The sequence below is a fragment of the Streptomyces sp. NPDC054813 genome (assembly GCF_053611365.1).
On sequence record NZ_JBSHAF010000034.1, the window covers coordinates 1 to 19,972 of the forward strand.

Annotated in this window: 18 protein-coding genes and 1 pseudogene; 11 read left to right on the forward strand and 8 right to left on the reverse strand. The window is 73.1% G+C overall.

Going from position 1 to position 19,972, the window contains the following annotated elements:
* Positions 1-167: 167 nt before the first annotated feature.
* Positions 168-392 (forward strand): annotated as a pseudogene (locus ACWGJB_RS43665) (subtype B tannase); the annotation flags it as partial.
* On the opposite strand, the gene ACWGJB_RS43670 reads toward ACWGJB_RS43665, so the two are convergent.
* The 3 genes from ACWGJB_RS43670 to ACWGJB_RS43680 form a co-directional block, all read right to left on the reverse strand.
* A complete protein-coding gene (locus ACWGJB_RS43670) occupies positions 340-1,899 on the reverse strand; it encodes a PTS transporter subunit EIIC (protein ID WP_453385597.1) in 1,560 nt (519 codons plus the stop codon). The pseudogene ACWGJB_RS43665 and the gene ACWGJB_RS43670 overlap by 53 nt on opposite strands.
* 16 nt (positions 1,900-1,915) lie before the next feature.
* Complete coding sequence (murQ, locus tag ACWGJB_RS43675) at positions 1,916-2,845, reverse strand: N-acetylmuramic acid 6-phosphate etherase (protein ID WP_453385598.1); 930 nt, start codon at positions 2,843-2,845, stop codon at positions 1,916-1,918.
* 112 nt (positions 2,846-2,957) lie between these two features.
* Positions 2,958-3,902: a MurR/RpiR family transcriptional regulator gene (locus ACWGJB_RS43680; RefSeq protein ID WP_453385599.1), complete on the reverse strand. Its 945-nt coding sequence runs from the start codon at positions 3,900-3,902 to the stop codon at positions 2,958-2,960.
* 55 nt (positions 3,903-3,957) lie between these two features.
* Between ACWGJB_RS43680 and ACWGJB_RS43685 the strand changes: the two genes are divergently transcribed.
* Complete coding sequence (locus tag ACWGJB_RS43685; RefSeq protein ID WP_453385600.1) at positions 3,958-4,341, forward strand: hypothetical protein; 384 nt, start codon at positions 3,958-3,960, stop codon at positions 4,339-4,341.
* Between the two features lie 24 nt (positions 4,342-4,365).
* Entirely contained in the window at positions 4,366-4,635 is a 270-nt protein-coding gene (locus ACWGJB_RS43690) for a DUF4031 domain-containing protein (protein ID WP_453385601.1), read from the forward strand.
* A 6-nt stretch (positions 4,636-4,641) separates the two neighbouring features.
* On the opposite strand, the gene ACWGJB_RS43695 is transcribed toward ACWGJB_RS43690, so the two are convergent.
* Both ACWGJB_RS43695 and ACWGJB_RS43700 read right to left on the reverse strand, forming a co-directional pair.
* On the reverse strand, positions 4,642-5,712 hold the full coding sequence (locus tag ACWGJB_RS43695) for a GNAT family N-acetyltransferase (RefSeq protein WP_453385602.1): 1,071 nt from the start codon (positions 5,710-5,712) through the stop codon (positions 4,642-4,644).
* Between the two features lie 10 nt (positions 5,713-5,722).
* Positions 5,723-6,388: an HD domain-containing protein gene (locus tag ACWGJB_RS43700; RefSeq protein WP_453385603.1), complete on the reverse strand. Its 666-nt coding sequence runs from the start codon at positions 6,386-6,388 to the stop codon at positions 5,723-5,725.
* Positions 6,389-6,435: 47 nt separating this feature from the next.
* Between ACWGJB_RS43700 and ACWGJB_RS43705 the strand changes: the two genes are divergently transcribed.
* From ACWGJB_RS43705 to ACWGJB_RS43720, 4 genes are all read left to right on the forward strand, one after another.
* A complete protein-coding gene (locus tag ACWGJB_RS43705; protein WP_453385604.1) occupies positions 6,436-7,110 on the forward strand; it encodes a maleylpyruvate isomerase family mycothiol-dependent enzyme in 675 nt (224 codons plus the stop codon).
* 159 nt (positions 7,111-7,269) lie between these two features.
* Positions 7,270-7,962: a copper homeostasis protein CutC gene (locus tag ACWGJB_RS43710; RefSeq protein ID WP_453385605.1), complete on the forward strand. Its 693-nt coding sequence runs from the start codon at positions 7,270-7,272 to the stop codon at positions 7,960-7,962.
* Positions 7,963-8,099: 137 nt separating this feature from the next.
* Positions 8,100-8,645 (forward strand): helix-turn-helix domain-containing protein, encoded by a 546-nt coding sequence (locus ACWGJB_RS43715; RefSeq protein WP_453385606.1) that lies wholly within the window; start codon positions 8,100-8,102, stop codon positions 8,643-8,645.
* A gap of 17 nt (positions 8,646-8,662) precedes the next feature.
* Positions 8,663-9,730, forward strand: a complete 1,068-nt coding sequence (locus tag ACWGJB_RS43720; RefSeq protein ID WP_453385607.1) for a threonine aldolase family protein — start codon at positions 8,663-8,665, stop codon at positions 9,728-9,730.
* A 122-nt stretch (positions 9,731-9,852) separates the two neighbouring features.
* On the opposite strand, the gene ACWGJB_RS43725 is transcribed toward ACWGJB_RS43720, so the two are convergent.
* On the reverse strand, positions 9,853-11,928 hold the full coding sequence (locus tag ACWGJB_RS43725; RefSeq protein WP_453385608.1) for a HelD family protein: 2,076 nt from the start codon (positions 11,926-11,928) through the stop codon (positions 9,853-9,855).
* Positions 11,929-12,341: 413 nt separating this feature from the next.
* Here ACWGJB_RS43725 and ACWGJB_RS43730 point away from each other — a divergent pair, with 413 nt between their 5' ends.
* Positions 12,342-12,527: a hypothetical protein gene (locus ACWGJB_RS43730; protein ID WP_453385609.1), complete on the forward strand. Its 186-nt coding sequence runs from the start codon at positions 12,342-12,344 to the stop codon at positions 12,525-12,527.
* Between the two features lie 18 nt (positions 12,528-12,545).
* Positions 12,546-13,826 carry a glycosyltransferase 87 family protein gene (locus tag ACWGJB_RS43735; RefSeq protein ID WP_453385610.1) on the forward strand — a complete coding sequence of 427 codons (1,281 nt, stop codon included), beginning with the start codon at positions 12,546-12,548 and terminating at the stop codon, positions 13,824-13,826.
* Here the strand turns inward: ACWGJB_RS43735 and ACWGJB_RS43740 are convergent.
* A complete protein-coding gene (locus ACWGJB_RS43740; RefSeq protein WP_450762319.1) occupies positions 13,757-15,427 on the reverse strand; it encodes a DNA repair helicase XPB in 1,671 nt (556 codons plus the stop codon). The two genes, ACWGJB_RS43735 and ACWGJB_RS43740, sit on opposite strands and share 70 nt — an antisense overlap.
* Positions 15,428-15,649: 222 nt before the next feature.
* On the opposite strand from ACWGJB_RS43740, the gene ACWGJB_RS43745 reads away from it, so the two are divergent.
* The gene (locus ACWGJB_RS43745; protein ID WP_453385611.1) at positions 15,650-16,195 is read left to right on the forward strand and encodes a hypothetical protein; all 546 of its coding nucleotides are present in this window, start codon (positions 15,650-15,652) and stop codon (positions 16,193-16,195) included.
* 58 nt (positions 16,196-16,253) lie between these two features.
* On the opposite strand, the gene ACWGJB_RS43750 is transcribed toward ACWGJB_RS43745, so the two are convergent.
* Positions 16,254-18,788, reverse strand: a complete 2,535-nt coding sequence (locus ACWGJB_RS43750; RefSeq protein ID WP_453385612.1) for a helicase-associated domain-containing protein — start codon at positions 18,786-18,788, stop codon at positions 16,254-16,256.
* A gap of 232 nt (positions 18,789-19,020) precedes the next feature.
* Between ACWGJB_RS43750 and ACWGJB_RS43755 the strand changes: the two genes are divergently transcribed.
* Positions 19,021-19,968 carry a hypothetical protein gene (locus ACWGJB_RS43755; protein WP_453385613.1) on the forward strand — a complete coding sequence of 316 codons (948 nt, stop codon included), beginning with the start codon at positions 19,021-19,023 and terminating at the stop codon, positions 19,966-19,968.
* Positions 19,969-19,972: the final 4 nt, after the last annotated feature.

Consider the following 19,972-nt stretch of genomic DNA (forward strand, 5'->3'; position numbering starts at 1 on the left):
AGGCACAAGATCATCTGACACCTGCAGAACTCTGCCGCCCTGAGACCCAACTGCCAAGCCCCACAAGCGAACTCATTCTGAAATGATCAGTAAGTAACCGCTGTTGCACTCGTGCCGCACGAGCCAGAGAAGAGACGGAAGTGAAGCGAGTGAAGCGCAGAACTGTGAACCCGAACCGGGCCGGGCACTGGTGGATCCGGCTCGGCACGAAGGACAGCGACACCTCGCTGACCGTCTCCGCGAACCTCGCCGCCCGGCTGAGGAACCTCGGCGACGACGTGAACATCAAGTACTACTGGGACGCCGGGCACGGCGCCGACAACGACCCCGGGGACTTCATCACGTGGATCGCGCAGGTGTCGGGTCACCGGCCCGCGAGCCGCCGGCGCTGAAACTCACGTAGGTGGCCAGGAAGCCGACGGCGTAGCCGGTCAGCAGACCGCCCGCGTAGACCGCCGCCGCCAGGGCCGGGCCCCTGTTCCCCGTCAGCAGAGGGAACAGGGCCCAGCCCGAGGGGCCGATGGCGGTGGCGCCCACGCGGTCACCGAGTACGGCGAAGAACCCGACGAACGCCCCGCCCGCCGCGCCGCCCGCACAGGCGGTGAGGAAGGGCCGCCCGAGAGGGAGTGAGACGCCGTAGATCAGGGGCTCGCCGACACCGAGCAGGCCCGCCGGGAGGGCGGACTTGATGGTCGTACGCAGTGAGGTGTCGTGGCGGAGGCGGACGTAGACGGCCAGCGCGGCGCCCACCTGTCCGGCACCGGCCATGGCCAGCAGCGGGAGCAGGACGGTGTAGCCCTGCTGCTGGATGAGGGTGGTGTGGATGGGGATCAGGGCCTGGTGGAGGCCCAGCATCACGAGGGGGAGGAAGAGGCCGCCGAGGATCAGGCCGGCGAGGGGGCCGGTGGTGGCGAGGAGCCAGTCGGCGGCGGTGCCGATGGCGGAGGAGACGACTCCGGCGGCGTACATCAGGCCGTACAGGGTGGCCAGTCCGGCGACGAGGACGGTGACGGTGGGGGTGAGGAGGACGTCGAGGGCGTCGGGGACGCGGCCCCGGCACCAGCGTTCGACGTAGACGGCGAGCAGGGCGGCGGCCAGCGCGCCCAGCACCCCGCCCTGCCCCGGCGCGAGCGTCACCCCGAAGGCGGTCACCTTCGCGACGCCCGGATAGACGACGATCGCCGCGACCGCACCGCCGAGGACGGGCGTCCCGCCGAACACCTTCGCCGTGTTGTAGCCGACGAAGACGCTGATCAGGGCCATGAAGCCGGAGGCGATGGCGGCGAGGGCGGGGGTGAGCCAGGGCAGCAGGCCGGCGTTGACGAGGAGCCCGTTGAGGCCGGCCAGCACCCCGCAGCCGATCAGGGCGGGGATGAGCGGAACGAAGACGTCGGCGATGCGGCGCAGGGCGGTCTTGAGGGGGGTCGCGTTGCGCCGGGCGCGGGCGGCGCGCAGTTCGGCTCCACGGGCGGCGAGCTGCCCGGCTCCGCGGGCGGCGGGCGGCTCGGCTTCGTGGGCGGCGGGCGGCTCGGCTTCGTGGGCGCCGCGTAGATCGGCTCCGCGGGTGGCGGGCGGCTCGGCCTCGTGGGTGGCAGGCTGCCCGGCACCTCGGGTGGCGGGCTGCTCGGCCGCCGCCGCTTCCTCCGTCGTCAGCAGTTGCTGGAACTCGGCGGTCACCGTCACCACCGCCCCCGGCCCGAGCACCACCTGGAGGCTGTCCCCGGCGGCCACCACTCCCAGCACCCCGGGCACCGCCCGCACCGCCTCCCCCTCCACGAGAGAGGGATCGCTCAGCCCCAGCCGCAGCCGGGTCATGCAGTGGGCGACGGAGGTGACGTTCGCGGGGCCGCCGACGAGGGGCAGCAGTGCGGCGGCGGTGTCGTACGGCGATCTCTGCACACCCCGAGCGTGCGGGTCAGCCGGCCGCCCTGGCGAGCGCGGCGCGCAGACGGCCGCCGGACTCCTCCAGAAGGCGGGTGGCGGTGGGCCCGTCGACACCGGCCAGGATCACCAGGACGGCGTTCTTCACCTCGCCGTGGGTCGCGGTGAGGGCCTGCTCGATCTCCTCGTCCCCGGCGCCGGTCGCGAGGGCCACGATCCGTCTGGACCGGGCGCGCAGCTTCTCGTTCGAGGCCCGGACGTCGACCATCAGGTTCCCGTAGGTCTTGCCGAGCCGGATCATCGTGATCGTCGACAGCATGTTGAGGACCAGCTTCTGGGCGGTGCCGGCCTTCAGGCGGGTGGAGCCGGTGAGCAGCTCGGGGCCGACGACCACCTCGATGCCGTGCTCGGCGGCGGCCGCGAGCGCGCTGCCCGCGTTGCAGGAGAGCCCGACGGTCAGGGCGCCGAGGGCGCGGGCGTGCTCGACGGCGCCGACGGCGTAGGGAGTGCGGCCGGAGGCGGAGACACCGACGACCGAGTCGAGGGCGTCCACCCCGAGGGCGTCGAGGTCCTTCCGGGCCAGCTCCGCCGAGTCCTCGGCGCCTTCCACGGACGTGACCATGGCCTCGGGCCCGCCCGCGATGACACCGACGACCTGACCGGGAGCGGTGTTGAAGGTGGGCGGGCACTCGGAGGCGTCGAGCACCCCCAGCCGCCCGGCGGTACCGGCACCGGCGTAGACGAGCCGCCCGCCCTGGGCCATCCGGGTGGCGACGGCGTCGATGGCCCCGGAGATCTCCGGCAGCCGCAGTGCCACAGCGGCGGCGACCCCGGCGTCCTCGCCGTTCATGAGACGCGCGATGTCGAGGGTGGGAAGCGTGTCGATCTCGGAGAGCTCCGGCCGAAACGCCTCGGTGGTGAGCGCCTCCAGCTCGGAGCGGAGGGCGCGGTGTTCGGTGGTCATGGACACACGGCTCTTTCTGATTAGCGCTCAGTCAACCAACCAAGGGGCGCGGGGAACTGCGCGACAAGCCACAACGCGGCCGCGGCCGTCACAACGCATCCACCCCCACGGTCTATCGAGGCAAGTTACGGTGCCGATGAGCCAACGCCTCGTAAGACGCCGCCAACGCCGGAGCCGCCGCCTCGTACGTCCGCTGCGCAACACCCACGAACAGACAGTCCACCACCAGCAACTGACTGGTCCGCGAGGACATCGCGGCCGGCCTCAGCTCGCTCTCCCGCGCGGTCGAGGTCGTCAGCACATGGTCGGCGTACTGCGTCACCGAGGAATCCGGCCGCCCGGTGATGGCAACGGTCGTGGCCCCCCGCTCGAAGGCGACCCGCAACGGCTCTATGACATCCCCGGTGGACCCGGAGTGCGTGATGGCGATGGCCACGTCACCCGCCCGCAACTGCACCGCGTTGGTGACCGCCAGATGCGGATCGCTGTGCGCGTGCGCTATCAGCCCTATCCGCAGCAGCTTCTGCGTGAGGTCCTGGGCGACCAGCCCGGACGCCCCGATGCCGTAGACGTCGGTCCGCCGGGCCCCGGCGAGCGCGCTCACCGCGGCCCCCAGCTGCACGGTGTCCAGGCCGGCGGCCGTGTCCGCGAGGGTCTGCTGCTCGTCGTAGGCGAGTTTCGCGACGACGTCGGCGATCGGGTCGTCGACGGCTATGTCGGTGGTGATCGCGGGCGCCCGCCCCGACTGCTGGTGCGCGGCCAGCCCGGCGAGGGCGAGCCGCAGATCGCGGTAGCCGGGGTAACCGAGCAGCCGGGCGGTGCGCACGACGGTCGCCTCGCTGGTACCGGTGCGCTCCGCGAGCCCGGTGACCGTGAGGGCCGCGCAGCCGGCGGGGTCGCCCGCGACGGCTTCGGCGACCCGCTGCATGGAGCGGGTCATGGAGGGGGCGAGGGTACGCACCTTGGCCGCGAGGGCGGCCGGAGCAGGCGGCGCGCTCGCCGGGGCCGGGGTCCCGCCCGGACGGTTGCCGAAAATTTCCTTCACGTTCTCGGTCACCCCTGAAAGATATTTTCGTTTCGGGTGCCCGGTCAAGACCGCGCACAATAGGACCATGGACCCCGTAAGCCCCCTGGAACAGTCGCTGCACGCAGCCCGCGCCCTGGTGCTCGCCGATCTGGTCGCGGGCGAGGTCGCCGAGGCGGACGTCGTCTCACTGGTCGAGGACTCCGTCGTACAGCGGCGCTGGTGGGTCGAGCAGTGGCCGGACGGGGCCGGGTACGTGGCGGGGCTGGTCGCCCAGGACGTACAGGACGCGCTGCTCGAGCGGTACGGCCGCTGGCCGCTGTGCCCGGTGTGCGGCACCGGCGACCCGCACGCCCTGGACGTCGAACCGGAGCTCGGCCCGGACCCGCACTGGGTGTGCCACAAGGCGGGCGTGAAGGTCGCCTCCGTCGGCTCCCTGGGCCGGGCGACGGGCGGGATGGGGTCCTCGTGACCGTGCTCTCGTGAAGGTGCTCTCATGACGGTGTACATCGACCCGCCGACCTGGCCCGGCCACGGCCGCATGTGGTCCCACCTGGTCAGCGACGTCTCCTACGCCGAACTGCACGTCTTCGCCGAGGCGTTGGGCGTACCCCGGCGCGCCTTCGAACGCGACCACTACGACCTCCCGTCCGACCGCTACGCGGACGCGGTACGGGCGGGCGCGGTGCGGGTCAGCAGCCGCGAGGTGGTACGGCTGCTGCACGGAGCGGGGCTGCGCAGACGCAAGAGCGACACGTCCCGATAACCGCCCTTACCGTCCCCGCAGTTCGAAGGCGAGTCCCTCCCCGTCCTCGCTCACCTTGGTGAAGCCGGCGCGGGTGACGACCGCCTGGGAGGGGATGTTGGCGGGCTCGACCGTGGCGAACAGGGAGCTCACGTCGGCGCGGGACAGGGCCCAGTCGGCCAGGGCGCGCAGCGCCTCCGTGGCGTAGCCGTGGCCGCGGGCGGACTCGGTCAGGTCGTAGCCGATCTCCACCCGGCCCTCCTCGTCCGGCGCGGAGTGGAAGCCCATGCCGCCGACCGCGCGGCCGTCCTCCCGGCGGACCAGGGCGAAGACGCCGAACTCCGGCCGGTGTACGCCCCCTTCGTACGCCTTCAGCAGGAAACCGGCGGCGTCCCGGGTGCCCTCGTACGGGCCGCCCTCGATCCACGTGAAGCCGCCGTCGCCGCCGAGGCGCAGGTCGCGGGCCTCGGCGGGGCGGATGCCGACGAGGTCGAGGCGGGCGGCGGGGATGACCAGGTTGTTGTGCCAGCGCCAGTCGGTGACCGGGGCGCGGCCGGGCAGTTCGCCGCGGCCGGTCGCCCACAGCAGGGTCTCCCAGGGCGTCGGACCGGGCTGGACGTGCGGGAAGAGCAGGGCCAGGACGGATTCGGCCAGTTCGTCGGACGGCCGGTAGGGGACCCCGAGGCCCGCTGCCATGTCGTGGGTGTGGAGCAGTACTTCGGCGATGCCCATCGCGGCGAAGCCGACCCGGTCCGCGCTGCGGAAGGGGTACGGGTGAAAGGCGCGGACCTCGCGCGGGGTGGTCCGGACGGTGGCGGCGAGCAGGGCGCCGGTCGTCTCGATGACGTGCAGCAGGCCGGAGTTGTCGGTGCCGTCGTCGAGCTTGAGCTCGAAGGGCACGTACGCGTCCTGGGCGCGTCCGGCCAGATTGGCGGCGTACGCGACGAGGTCGTCGGCGACGTGGATCGCCGTCTCGTGGCAGCTCCAGTCCAGGCCCCCTGCCTTCACCTCCGTCCAGTCCCGTGCCACCGCCGGCCGCAGCGCCGCGACACAGCCCGCGACGGCCTCTTCCACCTGATCCCCGCCCGTTGCCCGCATGGGCCGCACCCTAGGACGCCGGATCCTGCGCGGTCGACAGCATTTCCAGCTCGGCTGCGAGGTTGTAGCGGGCGGTCGGCTCCCACTGCGCCCGGCCGTGCGGGGTTCTGAAGAGTGCCGGCAGGTCGAGCAGTTGGCGGAGGATCGCGGAACGGCCGTCGCGGAAGGCGTCGTTCGGGACGAAGTGGTACTCCTCGCGTACCTCGGCGGTGTAGGCGGCGTACGCGGCGGGCGGGGCGGCGAGGATCGCGAGGTCGGCGTCGCACAGGACCTCGCCGTTGCGGTCGCCGGGGGCCGGGTCGTGGGTGACGGTGAGCCGGACCAGGCGGGCGACCTCGGCGGTCCCAGCGTCGGAGACCCCGGCCTCGGGCAGGGCGCGTTCGGCGAGACGGGCCGAGCGCTCCTCGTTCGTCGACCGCTCCGGCAGATACACCGCGTCGTGGAACCAGGCGGCGAGCCGCACCAGATCGGGGTCGTCCGCGTACTCCTCCAGTACGTCGACGTGGTCGAGGACCGCCGTGAGGTGGGCCAGGGTGTGGTACCGGCGCTGAGGCTCCTGCCAGCGGCGCAACAGCTCGTCGGCGTACGGGTCGGTGTCGGGGTAGCAGGTGTCTTCGTCCCGCGCCATCTGCACGGCGCGCCGCCAGCGGACGCTCAGTTCCTGGAGATCGGCCATGCGCCCATTCTCCCGCGAGCCACTGACATGCCCCTAGCGTGGAAGGCATGACTGCTGCTGCCGACGACGTACGTGACCCTTCGCTGCCCGGACGTCTGCTCGCCGTCGAGCGTGACGCGCTGCTCCCGCTCCTGCGCTCCCGGCCGGACGCGGACTTCGCGCTGCCGACCGCCGCCTGTCCGGGGTGGACGGTGCGCGATGTGCTCGCCCACTGTTCGGCCGCGCTGGACCGGGTGGTGGAGAGCCGTTTCGAGAAGGGGGTGTTCTCGCCCGAGTCGAACGACCGGGACATCGCCGACCGCGCCGACTGGACGAACGCTCGGGTCCTCGACGAACTGGAGCGCGGGATGACCGAGGCCGGAGAGGTGATCGCGGGGCGGGCCGACGGCGCCTGGGACGGGATCGCCTTCGGGGAGTGGGTGCACGCCGGTGACGTCCGTGACTGCCTCGGCGAGCCCGGCGCCTACACCGGCGTGGGCCGGCCGTACGCGCTCTCGCTGCTGTCCCGGGTCACCCGGGACCGGGGGCGGCTGAGGCTGCAGGCCGACCTGGACGACGTCGACGACCCGCTGCACCTGGGCGTGCCGAGCGGGACACGGACCCCGGCCCGTTTCATCGGGGACTCGGCGACGCTCGTACGGCTGTACACGGGGCGGGCGGTCGACGGGGCGTCGTACGAGCTGACCGGGGCGGCGGCGGAGGAGCTGAATCTGTACGGGTGACAGGAGCCGAATCTGTACGGGTGAGCGGCCGGGGGCGGTCTCGCGGCCGTATACGGTCCCCACGTATTCTTGGATTGGACTAGACCTCCTGCGGTCGGCCGGCCGGCTGATCGGCCGGCTGCGTCAGGGGTACACGGGGAACACCACGGAAGGGGCCCTATGAGCACGCGTGCAGTCCTGGAGGTGATCGCCCTCGACGCCGAGGACGCGGTCGCCGCCCAGGCCGGAGGCGCGGACCGCCTCGAACTGGTCACCGACATGGCGGCCGACGGGCTGACCCCGCCGCCCCGGACCTTCACCGCGATCCGGGCCGCCGTCGACATCGACCTGCGCGTGATGCTGAGGCTGGCGGACGGGTTCGCGGCGGGTGACGTCGATCGCCTGGTCGGGGTGGCCGGGGAGCTGCGGGAGGCGGGGGCCGACCAGTTCGTGCTCGGGTTCCTGGGCGCGGAAGGCGATGTGGACCTGGCGGCCGTGGAGCGCGTGGTGGCCGAACTGGCGGGTTGTAGCTGGACCTTCCACCGGGCCATCGACCGCGCCGCCGACCGCGACGCGCTGCGCAAGCAGCTCGCCGACCTTCCGGGCCTGGACACCTACCTCACCGCGGGCGCGGCGACGGGCGTGGACGAGGGCCTGCCCACCCTGCTGGCCGAGGCCCGGCGCCGCGGCGAGCCGGGGTACGGGCAGACGCTGCTGGTGGGGGGAGGTCTGCGGCTCGACCATGTGCCGGGGCTGCGGGATGCGGGGATCGACGCCTTTCACATCGGCGGCGCGGCCCGGCCGGGCGGCTGGGAAGGACCGGTGTCGGCGCCGGCCGTACGGGAGTGGCGGCGGGTGCTGGACGAAGGGTGAGCGCCCTCCGCTGGTGTTCATTTAAATGAACGCCAGGTTCGCCATATCGGAATGGCCTGTTATAGTGAACGAATGGTTCACTCAAACGACTCCTGGGTCCGTTGATGGGCCCGCAGCCCGGGACCGGGCGGCAGCCGGTGAGCAGTACATCGGCCGCGGTCGGTGCGAAGATCCGGTTGCGCCGTCAGCAGCGTGGCATGAGCGCGGCGGAGATGGCCCGGCGCGCCGGACTGAGCAAGGCCACCCTGTCCCAGCTGGAGGCCGGCCGGGGCAACCCGACCATCGACACCCTGGACGCCATCGCGATCGCACTGCGCATCCCGATCGCGGACCTGCTCGCACGCGACGCCGACACCGGCCCGGTCTACCGGGCGGCCACGGAAGCCGAACCCGGCGAGGTCACCCGCGAGTTGCTGCGCCGCATCAGCAGCGGCAACAGCCTGGAGATCTGGCGGCTGCGCATCCGGCCCGAGACCGAGCTGGCCGGTGTCCCGCACGCCACCGGCACGATCGAGCACCTGATCATCTCCACCGGACACGTCACCGCCGGACCGGTCGACGCCCCGCACGACCTCGGCCCCGGCGACATGCTCGCCTTCGCCGGCGACGCCCCGCACTTCTACCGCACCGGCGCGGAGGCGGTGGACATCACCGTCGTCTTCGCCTCCCCCATCAGCGCCTGAGAACGGGAACACCCCTCATGACCGCCGCCGCCCCCACCGCCACCACCCCGTCCGGCCTGTCCTTCATCAGCGACAACATGGCCGGAGCCGCCCCTCGCATAGCCACCGCCGTCGCCGACGCCGCCGTGGGTCAGGTCCTGCCCTACGGCAACGACCCCTTCACCGAGCGCGCCCGGGGCAGGCTCGCCGAGATCTTCGAACGGGACGTCGACGTCTTCCCCGTCTCCACCGGATCCGCCGCCAACGGCCTCGCCCTGGCCGCCCTCACCCCGCCGTGGGGCAGCGTCCTCGCCCACCAGGACAGCCACATCCACCACGACGAATGCGGGGCACCCGAGTTCTTCACCGGCGGCGCCAAGCTCGTCCGGCTCCCCGGCCTCGACAGCAAGATCGACCCCGAGGCGCTCCAGGCGGCGGTGCGCCGCGGCGCCGGCGACGTCCACAGAGTGCAGCCGTCCGCGGTGAGCATCAGCCAGGCCACCGAGAGCGGCAGCGTCCACACCGTCGAGGAGATCCGCCGACTGTCCTCGATCGCCAAGGGCGCGGGCCTGCGCGTCCACATGGACGGCGCTCGCTTCGCCAACGCCCTGGTCCACCTCGACGCCACCCCGGCCGAGATGACCTGGAAGGCGGGGGTCGACGTGCTGTCCTTCGGCGCCACCAAGAACGGGGCGATGACCGCCGACGCCATCGTCTCCTTCGACCCCGCCCTCGCCGCGGAACTGGCCTTCCGGGCCAAGCGCGGCGGTCAGCTCACCTCCAAGATGCGCTTCCAGACGGCCCAGCTCGACGCCTACCTCACCGACGGCCTGTGGCTGGACAACGCCCGCCGGGCCAACGCCATGGCCGCCCGACTCGGTGCCGGCCTCAAGGCCGTCCCGGGTGTCGGCCTCCTGGCCGCCCCGGAGGCCAACATCCTCTTCTGCCGCCTGCCCCAGCACGTCACCGACGGGCTCCTCGCCGAGGGTTACGCCTTTTACCACGACCGCTGGGAGCCGGGCATCGTCCGCTTCGTCACCGCCTTCTCCCACCACGCCGAGGACATCGACCAGCTCCTCGACGCGGTCCACCGCCACAGCGCCTGAACCCACGGCGTCGAGGACCGGGCCGAGTGCACCCGAACCGGCCCTCCACGCCGTCGCGGCACGCCTGGTGGACGGCGCCGCGCCTCCGGGGCGTTCACCTTGCGGCCCGGAGGCGCGGCGCGTCAGGTCAGTTGGGGCGGGAGCGGGGCCATGTGCGTCACGATCAGGCCGGAGACGGCCCGGGTGAGGGCGACGTAGAGGCGGCGCAGGCCGGTGCGTTCGTCGGGTTCGCCGTCGACGACCGCCTGCGGCTCGTCCAGGACCACGTAGTCGTACTCCAGGCCCTTCGCCAGTGACGCCGGGACCAGGGTGAGACGCGTGTCGGCCGTCGTCTCCTCGCCGGGGGCGAGATATCCGATGCCCGCCGCCGTCAGGGTTTCCGCGAGGGCCGGTACGCGCGCGTCCGCCGCGATCAGGCCCGTCGATCCCTCGTGGCGCAGCAACTCCTCGCAGGCCGCCACGGTTTCGGCGGTGCCGGAGATCGAACGCACCGCGAAGAAGCCGGGGTTCTCACGGACCGAAGCCACCGGGGTGAGGCCGGGGGCGATGTGCGGGAGGAGCCGGGAGGCGTACGTGATGACGTCCGTCGGGACGCGGAAACCGGCCGTCAGTTCCTCGATCACGCCGTCCGACTTGCCGAGGTGGGACAGGGCCTCGTCCCAACTCCGGGTCGCCCAGGGCGTGGTGCCCTGCGCCAGGTCGCCGAGGACGGTCGCCGAGCCGGTGGTGCAGCGGCGGCCGACCGCGCGGTACTGCATGGGCGACAGGTCCTGCGCCTCGTCCAGGACCACATGGCCGAGGGAGTGCGTCCGCTGGACGAGATCCGTCGTCTCGTCGATCAGCACGGCGTCCGCGGCCGACCACTTGGCCGACTTGACGCTGCGCACCGGTTTCGCCCAGACGATCGTCTTCTGCTCGTCGTCGGTGAGGATTCCCTCCGCGTGCACGGCGAGGAAGTCCGCGTCCGTGAGCAGGCGCAGCACGAGTTTCGGCGGGTCGACCGGCGGCCAGACCTGTTTGACGGCCGCCTTCACCGCCGCGTTGCGGGCCACCGAGTCCTGCACCCGGTCGTCGGGAGCCTCGCCCGAGCGTTCCATCTGGACCAGCACGGCGTGTGCGATGCGCTGCGGCAGGGCCTCGCGCGCCGCGCCGTACCGGATGCCGCGGGCCAGCAACTCCCTGACGATGTCCTCCAGTTCGTACGCCGGGACGCGCCAGCGCCGGGAGCCGCGGACCACCACGACCGGTTCGCCGGGCATCGTGACGTGCGCGTACACGGCCCTGCGCAGCACCTCCGCCATCCGGGCGTCGCCCTTGATGACCGCGGCGGGCGCGGTGTCGGTGCCGCGCACCTCGACGCCGTTCGCCACCAGGTCGTCCACCGTGGCCTGCTGCACCGTCAGTTCGCCCAGTGCCGGGAGCACCTGCTCGATGTAGTGGAGGAAGGAGCGGTTCGGGCCGATGACCAGGGTGCCGGTGCGGGCGAGGCGCTCCCGGTGGGCGTAGAGGAGGTACGCGACCCGGTGCAGGCCGACGGCGGTCTTTCCGGTCCCCGGCCCTCCCTGCACGCACACGGTTCCGCCGAGCCCGCTGCGCACGATCTCGTCCTGCTCGGGCTGGATGGTCGCGACGATGTCCCGCATCGGGCCCACGCGCGGGCGCTCGATCTCCTGCTGGAGCAGCTTGCTGGTCCGGGCCGCCTCGGCCGGGTCGGACAGGTGCTCGTCCTCGTAGGCGGTGATGTCGCCGCGGGTGTACCCGAAGCGGCGGCGCAGCGCCACGTCCATCGGGTCCTTCTTGGACGCGCGGTAGAACGGCTGCGAGACCGGCGCCCGCCAGTCGATGACCATCGGGTCGCCGTCGTGGTTGTGGACGTGCCGGCGCCCGATGTAGAAACGCTCGCCGTACGCCCCCTCGGCCTGTTCGGCGCCGGGGGCGTGCAGGTAGTCGAGGCGGCCGAAGAAGAGAGGCGTGTCGCTGAGGTCGGCCAGCGCCTTGATGCGCTCCTCGATCTGGCGGGCGAGGACCTCGGCGTTGACCCAGTTCGCGGTGACGTCGCTGATGTCCAGCGACTCGACGTCCTCCCGCATGGCCCGCAGAGCGGACCGGGAGCCGGCGAGGTGGGCGCGCTCACGGGAGAGGGGGTCGGTGGCTTCGGTGTGCGGGTCCGTGAGGGGGTCGTGGGCGGGCGTGGACAAGGGGGTGCCTCCGAAGGCCTGCGAGTGGGTGGCGCTCAGGTGTGAGTGGCGCACGGGTGGCGATCAGCCGACCGGTTTCCGTCCGGGCGGCGGCACTCCCGGGAAGGAGGCGGGCAAGAGCGGAGATTGTAGTGAGGCGGGGGCGGGGGAGGCCAATGGATTTCCCTCGGCGTGCCGAGGGGGGCCGGGGGGGCGTGCCGAGGGGGGGCGGCCCGGGCGGGGTGAGCCGAGGGGGGCGTGCCGAGGGGGTTGGGCTGGGCGCCCAGGAGGGGGAGCGTCCCCTAGGGGGAGCGTCCCCCGTGGGGTGGGGCGGAGGTAGGGGGTGGGGTCCATCGGCGGGTGGACTGGCGGAAGCCGGAAATTGGACCCGTGGACCGATGCCGTACTTGTGCCCGAAGTTCCACCATTGAGGCATGAGCGCAGCAACCATCCATCCAGCCCCCAGCCGTCCGCCGGGCGCCACCGCCCTGGACGGCGTCCCGCACCCCCAGCACCGTCTGGGCGACGCCCTGCGTGCCGTCAAGGTCTTCGTCGGCGCGGCGTTCAGCGTCGTCATACTCGGCGAATACGGCGAGGAAGCAGGCATACACCGCAAGTGACGGCATAGTGTCGCCTCCGTGCCGAACCGGACGGTGACGTCATCTCCCCTGCCCTCCCTCACCCGCACCCGTTCCCTTTGCTCCCTCTCTCTTCTGGCGGTCTCCCTCTCCTCCTTCGTGGCCCTCTGCGTCCTGCTGCACGCCCCGATGGCCGATCTGCTGGTCTACCGGGCCGAGGGCGAGGCCGTGGTCCACGGCAGTGACCTGTACGGCTTCACGGTCACTGAGTGGCGGCTGCCGGCGACCTACCCGCCCTTCGCGGCGGTCCTGTTCGTCCCGGCGACCTGGATCCCCGTCCCGGCCCTGAAGGCGGCGTTCCTCGCGGGCAACGCGCTCCTGCTCGCCTGTCTCGTCGCCCTCTCCGCCCGCCTGGCCGGCCGCACGGCACCCCTCCCCGTGCTGTGCACGGCCACCGCCCTCGCCCTCTGGCTGGAGCCGGTCTTCCAGACCCTCCTCTTCGGCCAGATCAACCTGGCGATCGCCTGCCTGGTCCTCTGGGACCTCACCCGCCCGCCCGGCGCCCGCGCCAAGGGCCTGGCCCTGGGCATCGCGGCGGGCGTCAAACTCACCCCGGCGATCTTCATCGCCTACCTGTTCCTCACCGCACGCAGAAAGGAGGCAGGCGTTGCGACGGCATCCTTCGCCGGTACGGCACTGCTCGGCGCCCTGTTCCTCCCCACGGCGACCGTGGACTTCTGGACGCGGCGCCTGTTCGAGACCGGCCGGGTCGGCAAGGCCTGGATCGTCGACAACCAGTCGCTCCAGGGCCTGATCGCAAGGGTCACGGGCACGGCGACACCGGGCCTGACCTGGGCGCTCCCGGCGGCCGTGCTCGCGGCGACGGGCCTGTGGCTGGCGACCCGCACCCACCGCGCGGACCTCACGCACCGCGTCGACCTCGCGTACCGCGCCGGCGGAGACCGCTGGGGCATCCTGCTCACCGCGTTCACGGCACTGCTGATCAGCCCGATCAGCTGGTCCCATCACTGGGTGTGGTGCGTCCCGCTGCTGGCGGTACTGCAGGCGGAGGGCCGCACGCTCGTCGCGGCCACCACGGCGCTCGTGTTCGCGGCCCGCACGATGTGGCTGCTGCCGCACGAGGGCGACCGGGACCTGCACCTCCCCTGGTGGCAGCAGCCGTTCGCGGCGCCCTACCCGCTGCTGGGGCTGGCGCTGCTGGCGGGCGCGGGCGTGGTCCTGCGACGGCACAGCCACGCCCGGCCGGAGACTCAGCCCTCCGCGGCGTCCGTGCCCGCCGTGCCCTCCGCGAGGAGCTCGTCCGCGTCGACGATGCGGTAGGCGTAGCCCTGCTCCGCCAGGAACCGCTGCCGGTGGGCGGCGAAGTCCTGGTCGATCGTGTCGCGGGCGACGACGGAGTAGAAGTGGGCCTGGTGGCCGTCGGCCTTGGGGCGGAGCACCCGGCCGAGGCGCTGGGCCTCCTCCTGGCGGGAGCCGAAGGTGCCCGACACCTGGATCGCGACCGTCGCCTCCGGCAGGTCGATGGAGAAGTTGGCGACCTTCGACACCACCAGCACGCTGATCTCGCCCTCGCGGAAGGCGTCGAAGAGCTTCTCGCGCTGGGCGTTGGAGGTCTCGCCCTTGATGACGGGGGCGTTCAGGTGCTCGCCCAGCTCGTCGAGCTGGTCGATGTACTGGCCGATGACAAGGATCTGCTGGCCGGCGAAACGCTTCACGATCGCCTCCGTGACCTTCCGCTTGGTCGCGGTGGTCGCACAGAAGCGGTACTTCTCCTCGGTCTCGGCGGTGGCGTAGGCGAGCCGCTCCGAGTCCGTGAGGTTCACCCGCACCTCGACACAGTCGGCGGGCGCGATGTAGCCCTGCGCCTCGATCTCCTTCCACGGGGCGTCGAAGCGCTTGGGCCCGATGAGGGAGAACACGTCCGATTCCCGGCCGTCCTCGCGCACGAGGGTGGCCGTCAGCCCCAGCCGCCGGCGCGCCTGCAGATCGGCGGTGAACTTGAAGACAGGAGCCGGCAGTAGATGGACCTCGTCGTAGACGATCAGACCCCAGTCACGGGAGTCGAAGAGTTCGAGGTGCGGGTAGACGCCCTTCCGCTTGGTCGTGAGCACCTGGTACGTGGCGATCGTGACGGGCCGGATCTCCTTCCGCGTCCCGCTGTACTCCCCGATCTCGTCCTCGGTGAGACTCGTCCGCTTCACCAGCTCGTGCTTCCACTGGCGCGCGGAGACGGTGTTGGTGACGAGGATCAGGGTCGTCGACTTGGCCTGTGCCATGGACCCGGCACCGACCAGCGTCTTGCCCGCCCCGCAGGGCAGGACGACCACGCCGCTCCCGCCGTGCCAGAAGTTCTCCACGGCCTGCTTCTGGTACGGCCGCAGCGCCCAGCCGTCCTCGGCGAGCTCGATCGGATGGGCCTCGCCGTCCACGTATCCGGCGAGGTCCTCGGCGGGCCAGCCCAGCTTCAGCAGCGTCTGCTTGATCTGCCCGCGCTCGGAGGGGTGCACGGCCACGGTGTCGGGGTCGATCCGGGCGCCGACCAGCGGGATGACCCGCTTGGAGCGCAGGATCTCCTCCAGGACCGGCCGGTCGGTGGTGGTGAGCACCAGCCCGTGCGCCGGGTGCTTGGAAAGCGTCAGCCGGCCGTAGCGGTCCATCGTCTCGGCGATGTCGACCAGCAGCGCGTGCGGCACCGGGTAGCGGCTGTACTCCACCAGCGCGTCCACGACCTGCTCGGCGTCGTGTCCGGCCGCCCGCGCGTTCCACAGGCCCAGCGGGGTCACCCGGTAGGTGTGGATGTGCTCCGGCGCCCGCTCCAGCTCGGCGAAGGGCGCGATCGCCCGACGGCATTCGTCGGCCCGCTCATGGTCGACTTCCAGGAGCAGCGTCTTGTCGGACTGGACGATCAACGGACCATTCACGCGCGGCACCTTTCCCTTTCGGCTCATGCGGCCATCGCCATGGCGGCCATCGTCATGGGCCAAAGTTCCAGTGTGCCTCATGGGCGAGCGATCACCTGCGCCGCTCGGCAGAAGGTGCCTTCCGAGGGCGGGGGACCGCCCGATGCAACCTTGGGCCCGTTTCGGGTGTCATGTCCCGAGGGGGAGCCGCGCAACGCGTGTGGTTCGGTGAGGAGGGGTGGGGTGACGTCCGTACGTATATGGGGGCCAGGTGCCGGGGCGGTGGCGGTGCTGGTGGTGACGGCGGTGTGGGCGCACGGGTCCGCCGGTGTGGACGCCGGCCTGTGGACCGAGGTGCGCCCCGCCATAGAGGCCCGGCTCGTGGCGCAGGCCGCGGGAACCGGGGCGGGGGAGAGCGAGCCCGGCCTCCGGTCGCGGTGGTTCTGCCGGGCGGAGGCCCTGGACCTGGCGGAGAGCGGGGGCCAGGTCCGGGCCGGGATCGACACGCTGTGCCTGGAGTACGGCGAGCGCGCCGGCGCCCTGGTGGAGTGCGGCGGCGCACAGATACCGCAGGTGGTCCGGCTGGAGCGGGACGCGGCGCACGGCGGGTACCGCGTCGTCGCCGAGGAGGAGCCGCCGGACGGCGAGGGCTACGGCGAGTGGACGGAGAACCACTTCAGCCGCCACGCCGAGTCCCGCCTCGACAAGGAGATGGAGTCCACCGGGCTGCAGACCGTGGCCCGCACCCACTTCGCCCTGCCGGCGGACGCACCGGTGCGGTACTGCTGAGTGCTTCGCGGTGAGCGCCGCGGCCGACCTCGCCCGACCGGCTCGGCCGCCCGCGCCGCTACTCCTCCGCGAGTTCCGCCACCCCCGTCACCCGGTGCAGGGGGTAGGTGCGTACCTCGTCGGCCGTGTGGTCGTACGCCGTGACGAAGCCGCCCTCCACGCGGATGGGGGCGATGACGCGCTGGCTGGCGGTGCCCTCGGCGTTGACGTAGCCGATCCACAGGGTGCCGCCGGTGAGGACGGCGGCCTGCATGGTGGCGAGGGTCTCGGCGGCGGTGGTGCGCGGGAGTTCGCCGCCCTGGACGGCGGTGCCGGTCGCCTTGCGCGGGGTGGTGGCGGCCAGATCGCCGGCGCGGATCGCGCGGATCGCGGCGGCCAGGAGGGTGCCGTCCGGCGGGGGCGGGCCGTCCGGGACCGGCTCGGGGGCCGTGCGCGGCGGGGTGCGGTGGGCGTGGGCTCGGGTGATCAGGACATCGCCCTCGGCGGACTCGGCCGCGGGCGCGTAGCCCATCGCGCGCAGGCCCTCCAGGAGGGTGGCCGGGTCGGCCTGGGTGGCGAGCACGGTCGGGGCCAGGCGGCGCAGGCGCAGGGCGGCGGCTCTCTTGTCGGCCATGATCTCGTTCAGGACGGTGTCGTCGTCGCAGCGGACGTACGCCGAGGCCGCCCCCACCCGCAGATGGCCGTGCTTGCGGGCCACGTCGTCGATCAGGTAGGCGAGCGGCTGCGGGACCGGGGTGCGGGAGTGGGTGCTGAGGAAGGCGTGCAGGTCGGTGGCGGTGCGGCCGGCGTCCAGGGCGCGGCGGACCGAGGCGGGCGTGAAGCGGTAGACGGTGGCGCCGCCCTTGGACTCGACGTCGGCGAGTACGCCCAGCGCGTCGGCGAGCGGGCGCTGCAGCGGGCCGGGGGCGACCGCCGTCAGGTCGGCCTGGAGCAGCACGTGGTCGAGGGGCTCGGGCAGCAGCGGGGCGAGGAGACGGCCGGCGGCCGCGGCGGCGACGGCCTGCTCGGGCGGGGAGAGGGGTTCGAGGACGGCGGCGGGACGGTGATGGTGCACGGGGAGCTTGTCGCCGGGCCCGGCGGCCTCCTGCTCGTTTTCCGCCGGGGGTTCCACCGGTGGCGCCCCGAGGAGCGCCCTGCCCTGCGCCGACAGCGCCCCGCGTCCCGTCACGCCCAGCAGCTCGGCCTCGGACAGGGTCCAGCGGGCCAGGCGGCCGCGCAGGTCGTCGCCCTGCTGCTGGGGGCCGCGCAGCGGGCGTTCCCAGCGCAGCCGGGCCAGTACCGAGGCGGCGGCCGGGGCGGTGCCCTCCGGGAGCCCGGCCAGCAGGGTCAGCACCCGGTGCCGTACCTCGGGCGCGGCCGAGCGGTCGAGGCCGGGGCCGAGCGCCGACAGCGCGCGGTCCTTGGCGTCCCGGCCGCCGACCAGGCCGGAGGCGCGGGTCGCGGTGAGCCAGGCCTGGGCGAGCTGGGACCAGCGTTCGGCCGGGGGGCGGTCCAGCCACTCGTCGTAGGCGGGGGTGGCCGCGTAGCGTTCTTCGGCCTCGCCGTCGGAGGCGAGCAGCCCGGCCGCGTACGCCAGCTCGACCCAGAAGGCGGCGATCGGCTCGGGCAGGTCCAGGGCCACGGCCGTCCGCTTCAGGTCCCGGACGCTGAGCCCGCCCGCCCGCAGCACGGCCGGCCCGCCCTCGTCCCAGTCCTTCAGCAGCTCCTCCACGGTGGCGAGTGCGGTGTACGCCTGCCCGGCCGCCGTGGTGTCCACAACCTGTGGACGGTGCGTCGCCGTCGGCTCGACCGCGGGCGGCACCGGCTCCGGCTCGCGGTGCGCCCGGCCCTCGCGCAGGTGCAGGGCGACCTCGCGGGGGAGGACGACCGTGCCCGGCGCGGTCGGCAGCAGCAGGCCGCGGTCGAGGAGCCAGCGCAGATGGGCGGCCGGTTCCGGGGTGACCTGGCCGTACGGAGGCCCCCAGACCAGCCGGGAGAGGACCTCGCGGGACTCGGCGGGCGCGGCGGCGAGCAGCTTCGCCATCTTCTTGCGGTGGCCGAACAGCTTGCCGAGCGCGTCCGCCGCGGACACCGAGTCGTGTGTGGTGGGCAGCCCGGCGGTGGTGACGATCTCCTGGATCCGGCCCGGCGACATGCCCGAGGTGGCCTCCCGCACGGTCGGGCCCAGCCCGGTCGGCGAGGGGTACTGCGGGGACGGGGCGAGCACCTCGCGCGCGGTCCGCACCAGCCGCAGCCGGTCGTCGTCGCCCCACACCAGCGCCTGGTCGCGGAGCGTGCCGAGGGCGCGCGGCAGGGCTGCGGCGACCGGCGGGTCCTCGCCGTCGCCGGCCATCAGGCCCAGCAGTTCCGGGTACGACGCGGGGTCGCCGGCCACCGCGAGCGCCTCCGCGGTCTGCAGGGCGAAGCGGTCCAGGCGTTCCAGGGCGCGCAGCACCGAGGCGCGGGTGCCGGCCCGGGTGGCCAGCTGGGTGAGATCGGTGGGGACGGGGGTGATGAGGTCGGGGCGGGCGCGCAGCAGTACGGCCAGGGAGACGTCGTCCCTGGCGCGAAGCGCCTCCGCGAGGGAGCGCGGCGGGGTGGCCGGGTTGCTCATCCGACCCACGGTAGCGGGTGCGGGGCGGGGACCGGGATCACCCGGCGGTTCCGGCAACCCACGCCATGCACTCGTCACCCTGGGCGGTGGACGGCGGCCACGGAGACCACGTACGGCAACCGCCCCCGCCCGGAGTCGCGTTACCCGCTGGTGTGCCCGCCGACATAAGCCGTGACCTGCGCTACCGTCGTTCCGACGGGTTATCCAACGCGGCGGCCCCGGAGGGGACTTCGTGGGTATCGAGAGTGATCAGGTCGTCTACGAGTATCTGAGCCGGGTCGGGGACATCGCGCACCAGCGCCAGTTGTCGTCGGCCGACCGTATGCGGCTGGTGTCGGGGCTGCGCAACGAGATCGACCGGCACCGGGCGAAGGCGACCGTCGACAGTCCCGCGGCCGTGCGGCGCATCCTCGACCGGCTGGGCTCGCCCGACGAGGTCGTCGAGGCGGCGGGGGGTACGACGGAGACCGCGCCGCCACCGTCACCGCCGTCGGCGGCAGCGGTTCCCGCCCAGCGGGAGGCCGGGGCGGCCGCCGGGGGCGAGGAACTGCGTCGCGTCGTACCGCGGCCGCGGCCCGACGAGCCGGCGGACGGACAGATGCCGCCCGACTGGTGGCGGGTGGACAGCAGCCCGTTCGGGGACGGCGACAGCGTGCCGGGGTTCGTGGGCGGCGTGGAGATCCCGGAGCTGCTCAGGAAGCCGCGCCTGCGCAAGGAAGCGGAGCCGGAGGAGGAGGCCGCCGGGGAACCGGCGGAGGCCGCCGGGCCGGCCCCGAAGGTCGAGGCGGCCGAAGCCGTGCCGACCGTCCGCCGGCGCTTCCGTGTCGTCCCCCGGCCCGCGGTCGGCTGGAGCAACCCCCTGCTGCTGCTCGCCGCCGCCGCGCTGGTCGTGGGCGCGGTGCTCGGCAACTGGTTCGCGTTGCTCCTCGGCTGGCTCATCGCCTACGGCTCCCGGCGGCTCACCCCTGCGGAGACGAAGCTGGCCGTGATGTGGGTACCGGGACTGTCCGTCACGGCCGGGGTGGTCTGGCTGTGGGGCCGCAGCGCAGGCCGCTGGGGCGACCCGATAGCCCAGGGCCACATGAGCGACGCGGTGGGCGAGACCTGGCCGTGGGTGGTCCGGGGCGCGGCGGTGGCATCGGCGCTGTATCTGGTGTGGCGGTCGCAGAGAGCGCGGTAGGGGG

Excerpts from the sequence above, each read along its gene's own strand:
- murQ (WP_453385598.1), bottom strand. The coding sequence starts at position 2,845 with ATGACCACCGAACACCGCGCCCTCCGCTCCGAGCTGGAGGCGCTCACC.
- ACWGJB_RS43685 (WP_453385600.1), top strand. The coding sequence starts at position 3,958 with ATGGACCCCGTAAGCCCCCTGGAACAGTCGCTGCACGCAGCCCGCGCC.
- ACWGJB_RS43690 (WP_453385601.1), top strand. The coding sequence starts at position 4,366 with ATGACGGTGTACATCGACCCGCCGACCTGGCCCGGCCACGGCCGCATG.
- ACWGJB_RS43695 (WP_453385602.1), bottom strand. The coding sequence starts at position 5,712 with ATGCGGGCAACGGGCGGGGATCAGGTGGAAGAGGCCGTCGCGGGCTGT.
- ACWGJB_RS43700 (WP_453385603.1), bottom strand. The coding sequence starts at position 6,388 with ATGGCCGATCTCCAGGAACTGAGCGTCCGCTGGCGGCGCGCCGTGCAG.
- ACWGJB_RS43705 (WP_453385604.1), top strand. The coding sequence starts at position 6,436 with ATGACTGCTGCTGCCGACGACGTACGTGACCCTTCGCTGCCCGGACGT.
- ACWGJB_RS43710 (WP_453385605.1), top strand. The coding sequence starts at position 7,270 with ATGAGCACGCGTGCAGTCCTGGAGGTGATCGCCCTCGACGCCGAGGAC.
- ACWGJB_RS43720 (WP_453385607.1), top strand. The coding sequence starts at position 8,663 with ATGACCGCCGCCGCCCCCACCGCCACCACCCCGTCCGGCCTGTCCTTC.
- ACWGJB_RS43730 (WP_453385609.1), top strand. The coding sequence starts at position 12,342 with ATGAGCGCAGCAACCATCCATCCAGCCCCCAGCCGTCCGCCGGGCGCC.
- ACWGJB_RS43750 (WP_453385612.1), bottom strand. The coding sequence starts at position 18,788 with ATGAGCAACCCGGCCACCCCGCCGCGCTCCCTCGCGGAGGCGCTTCGC.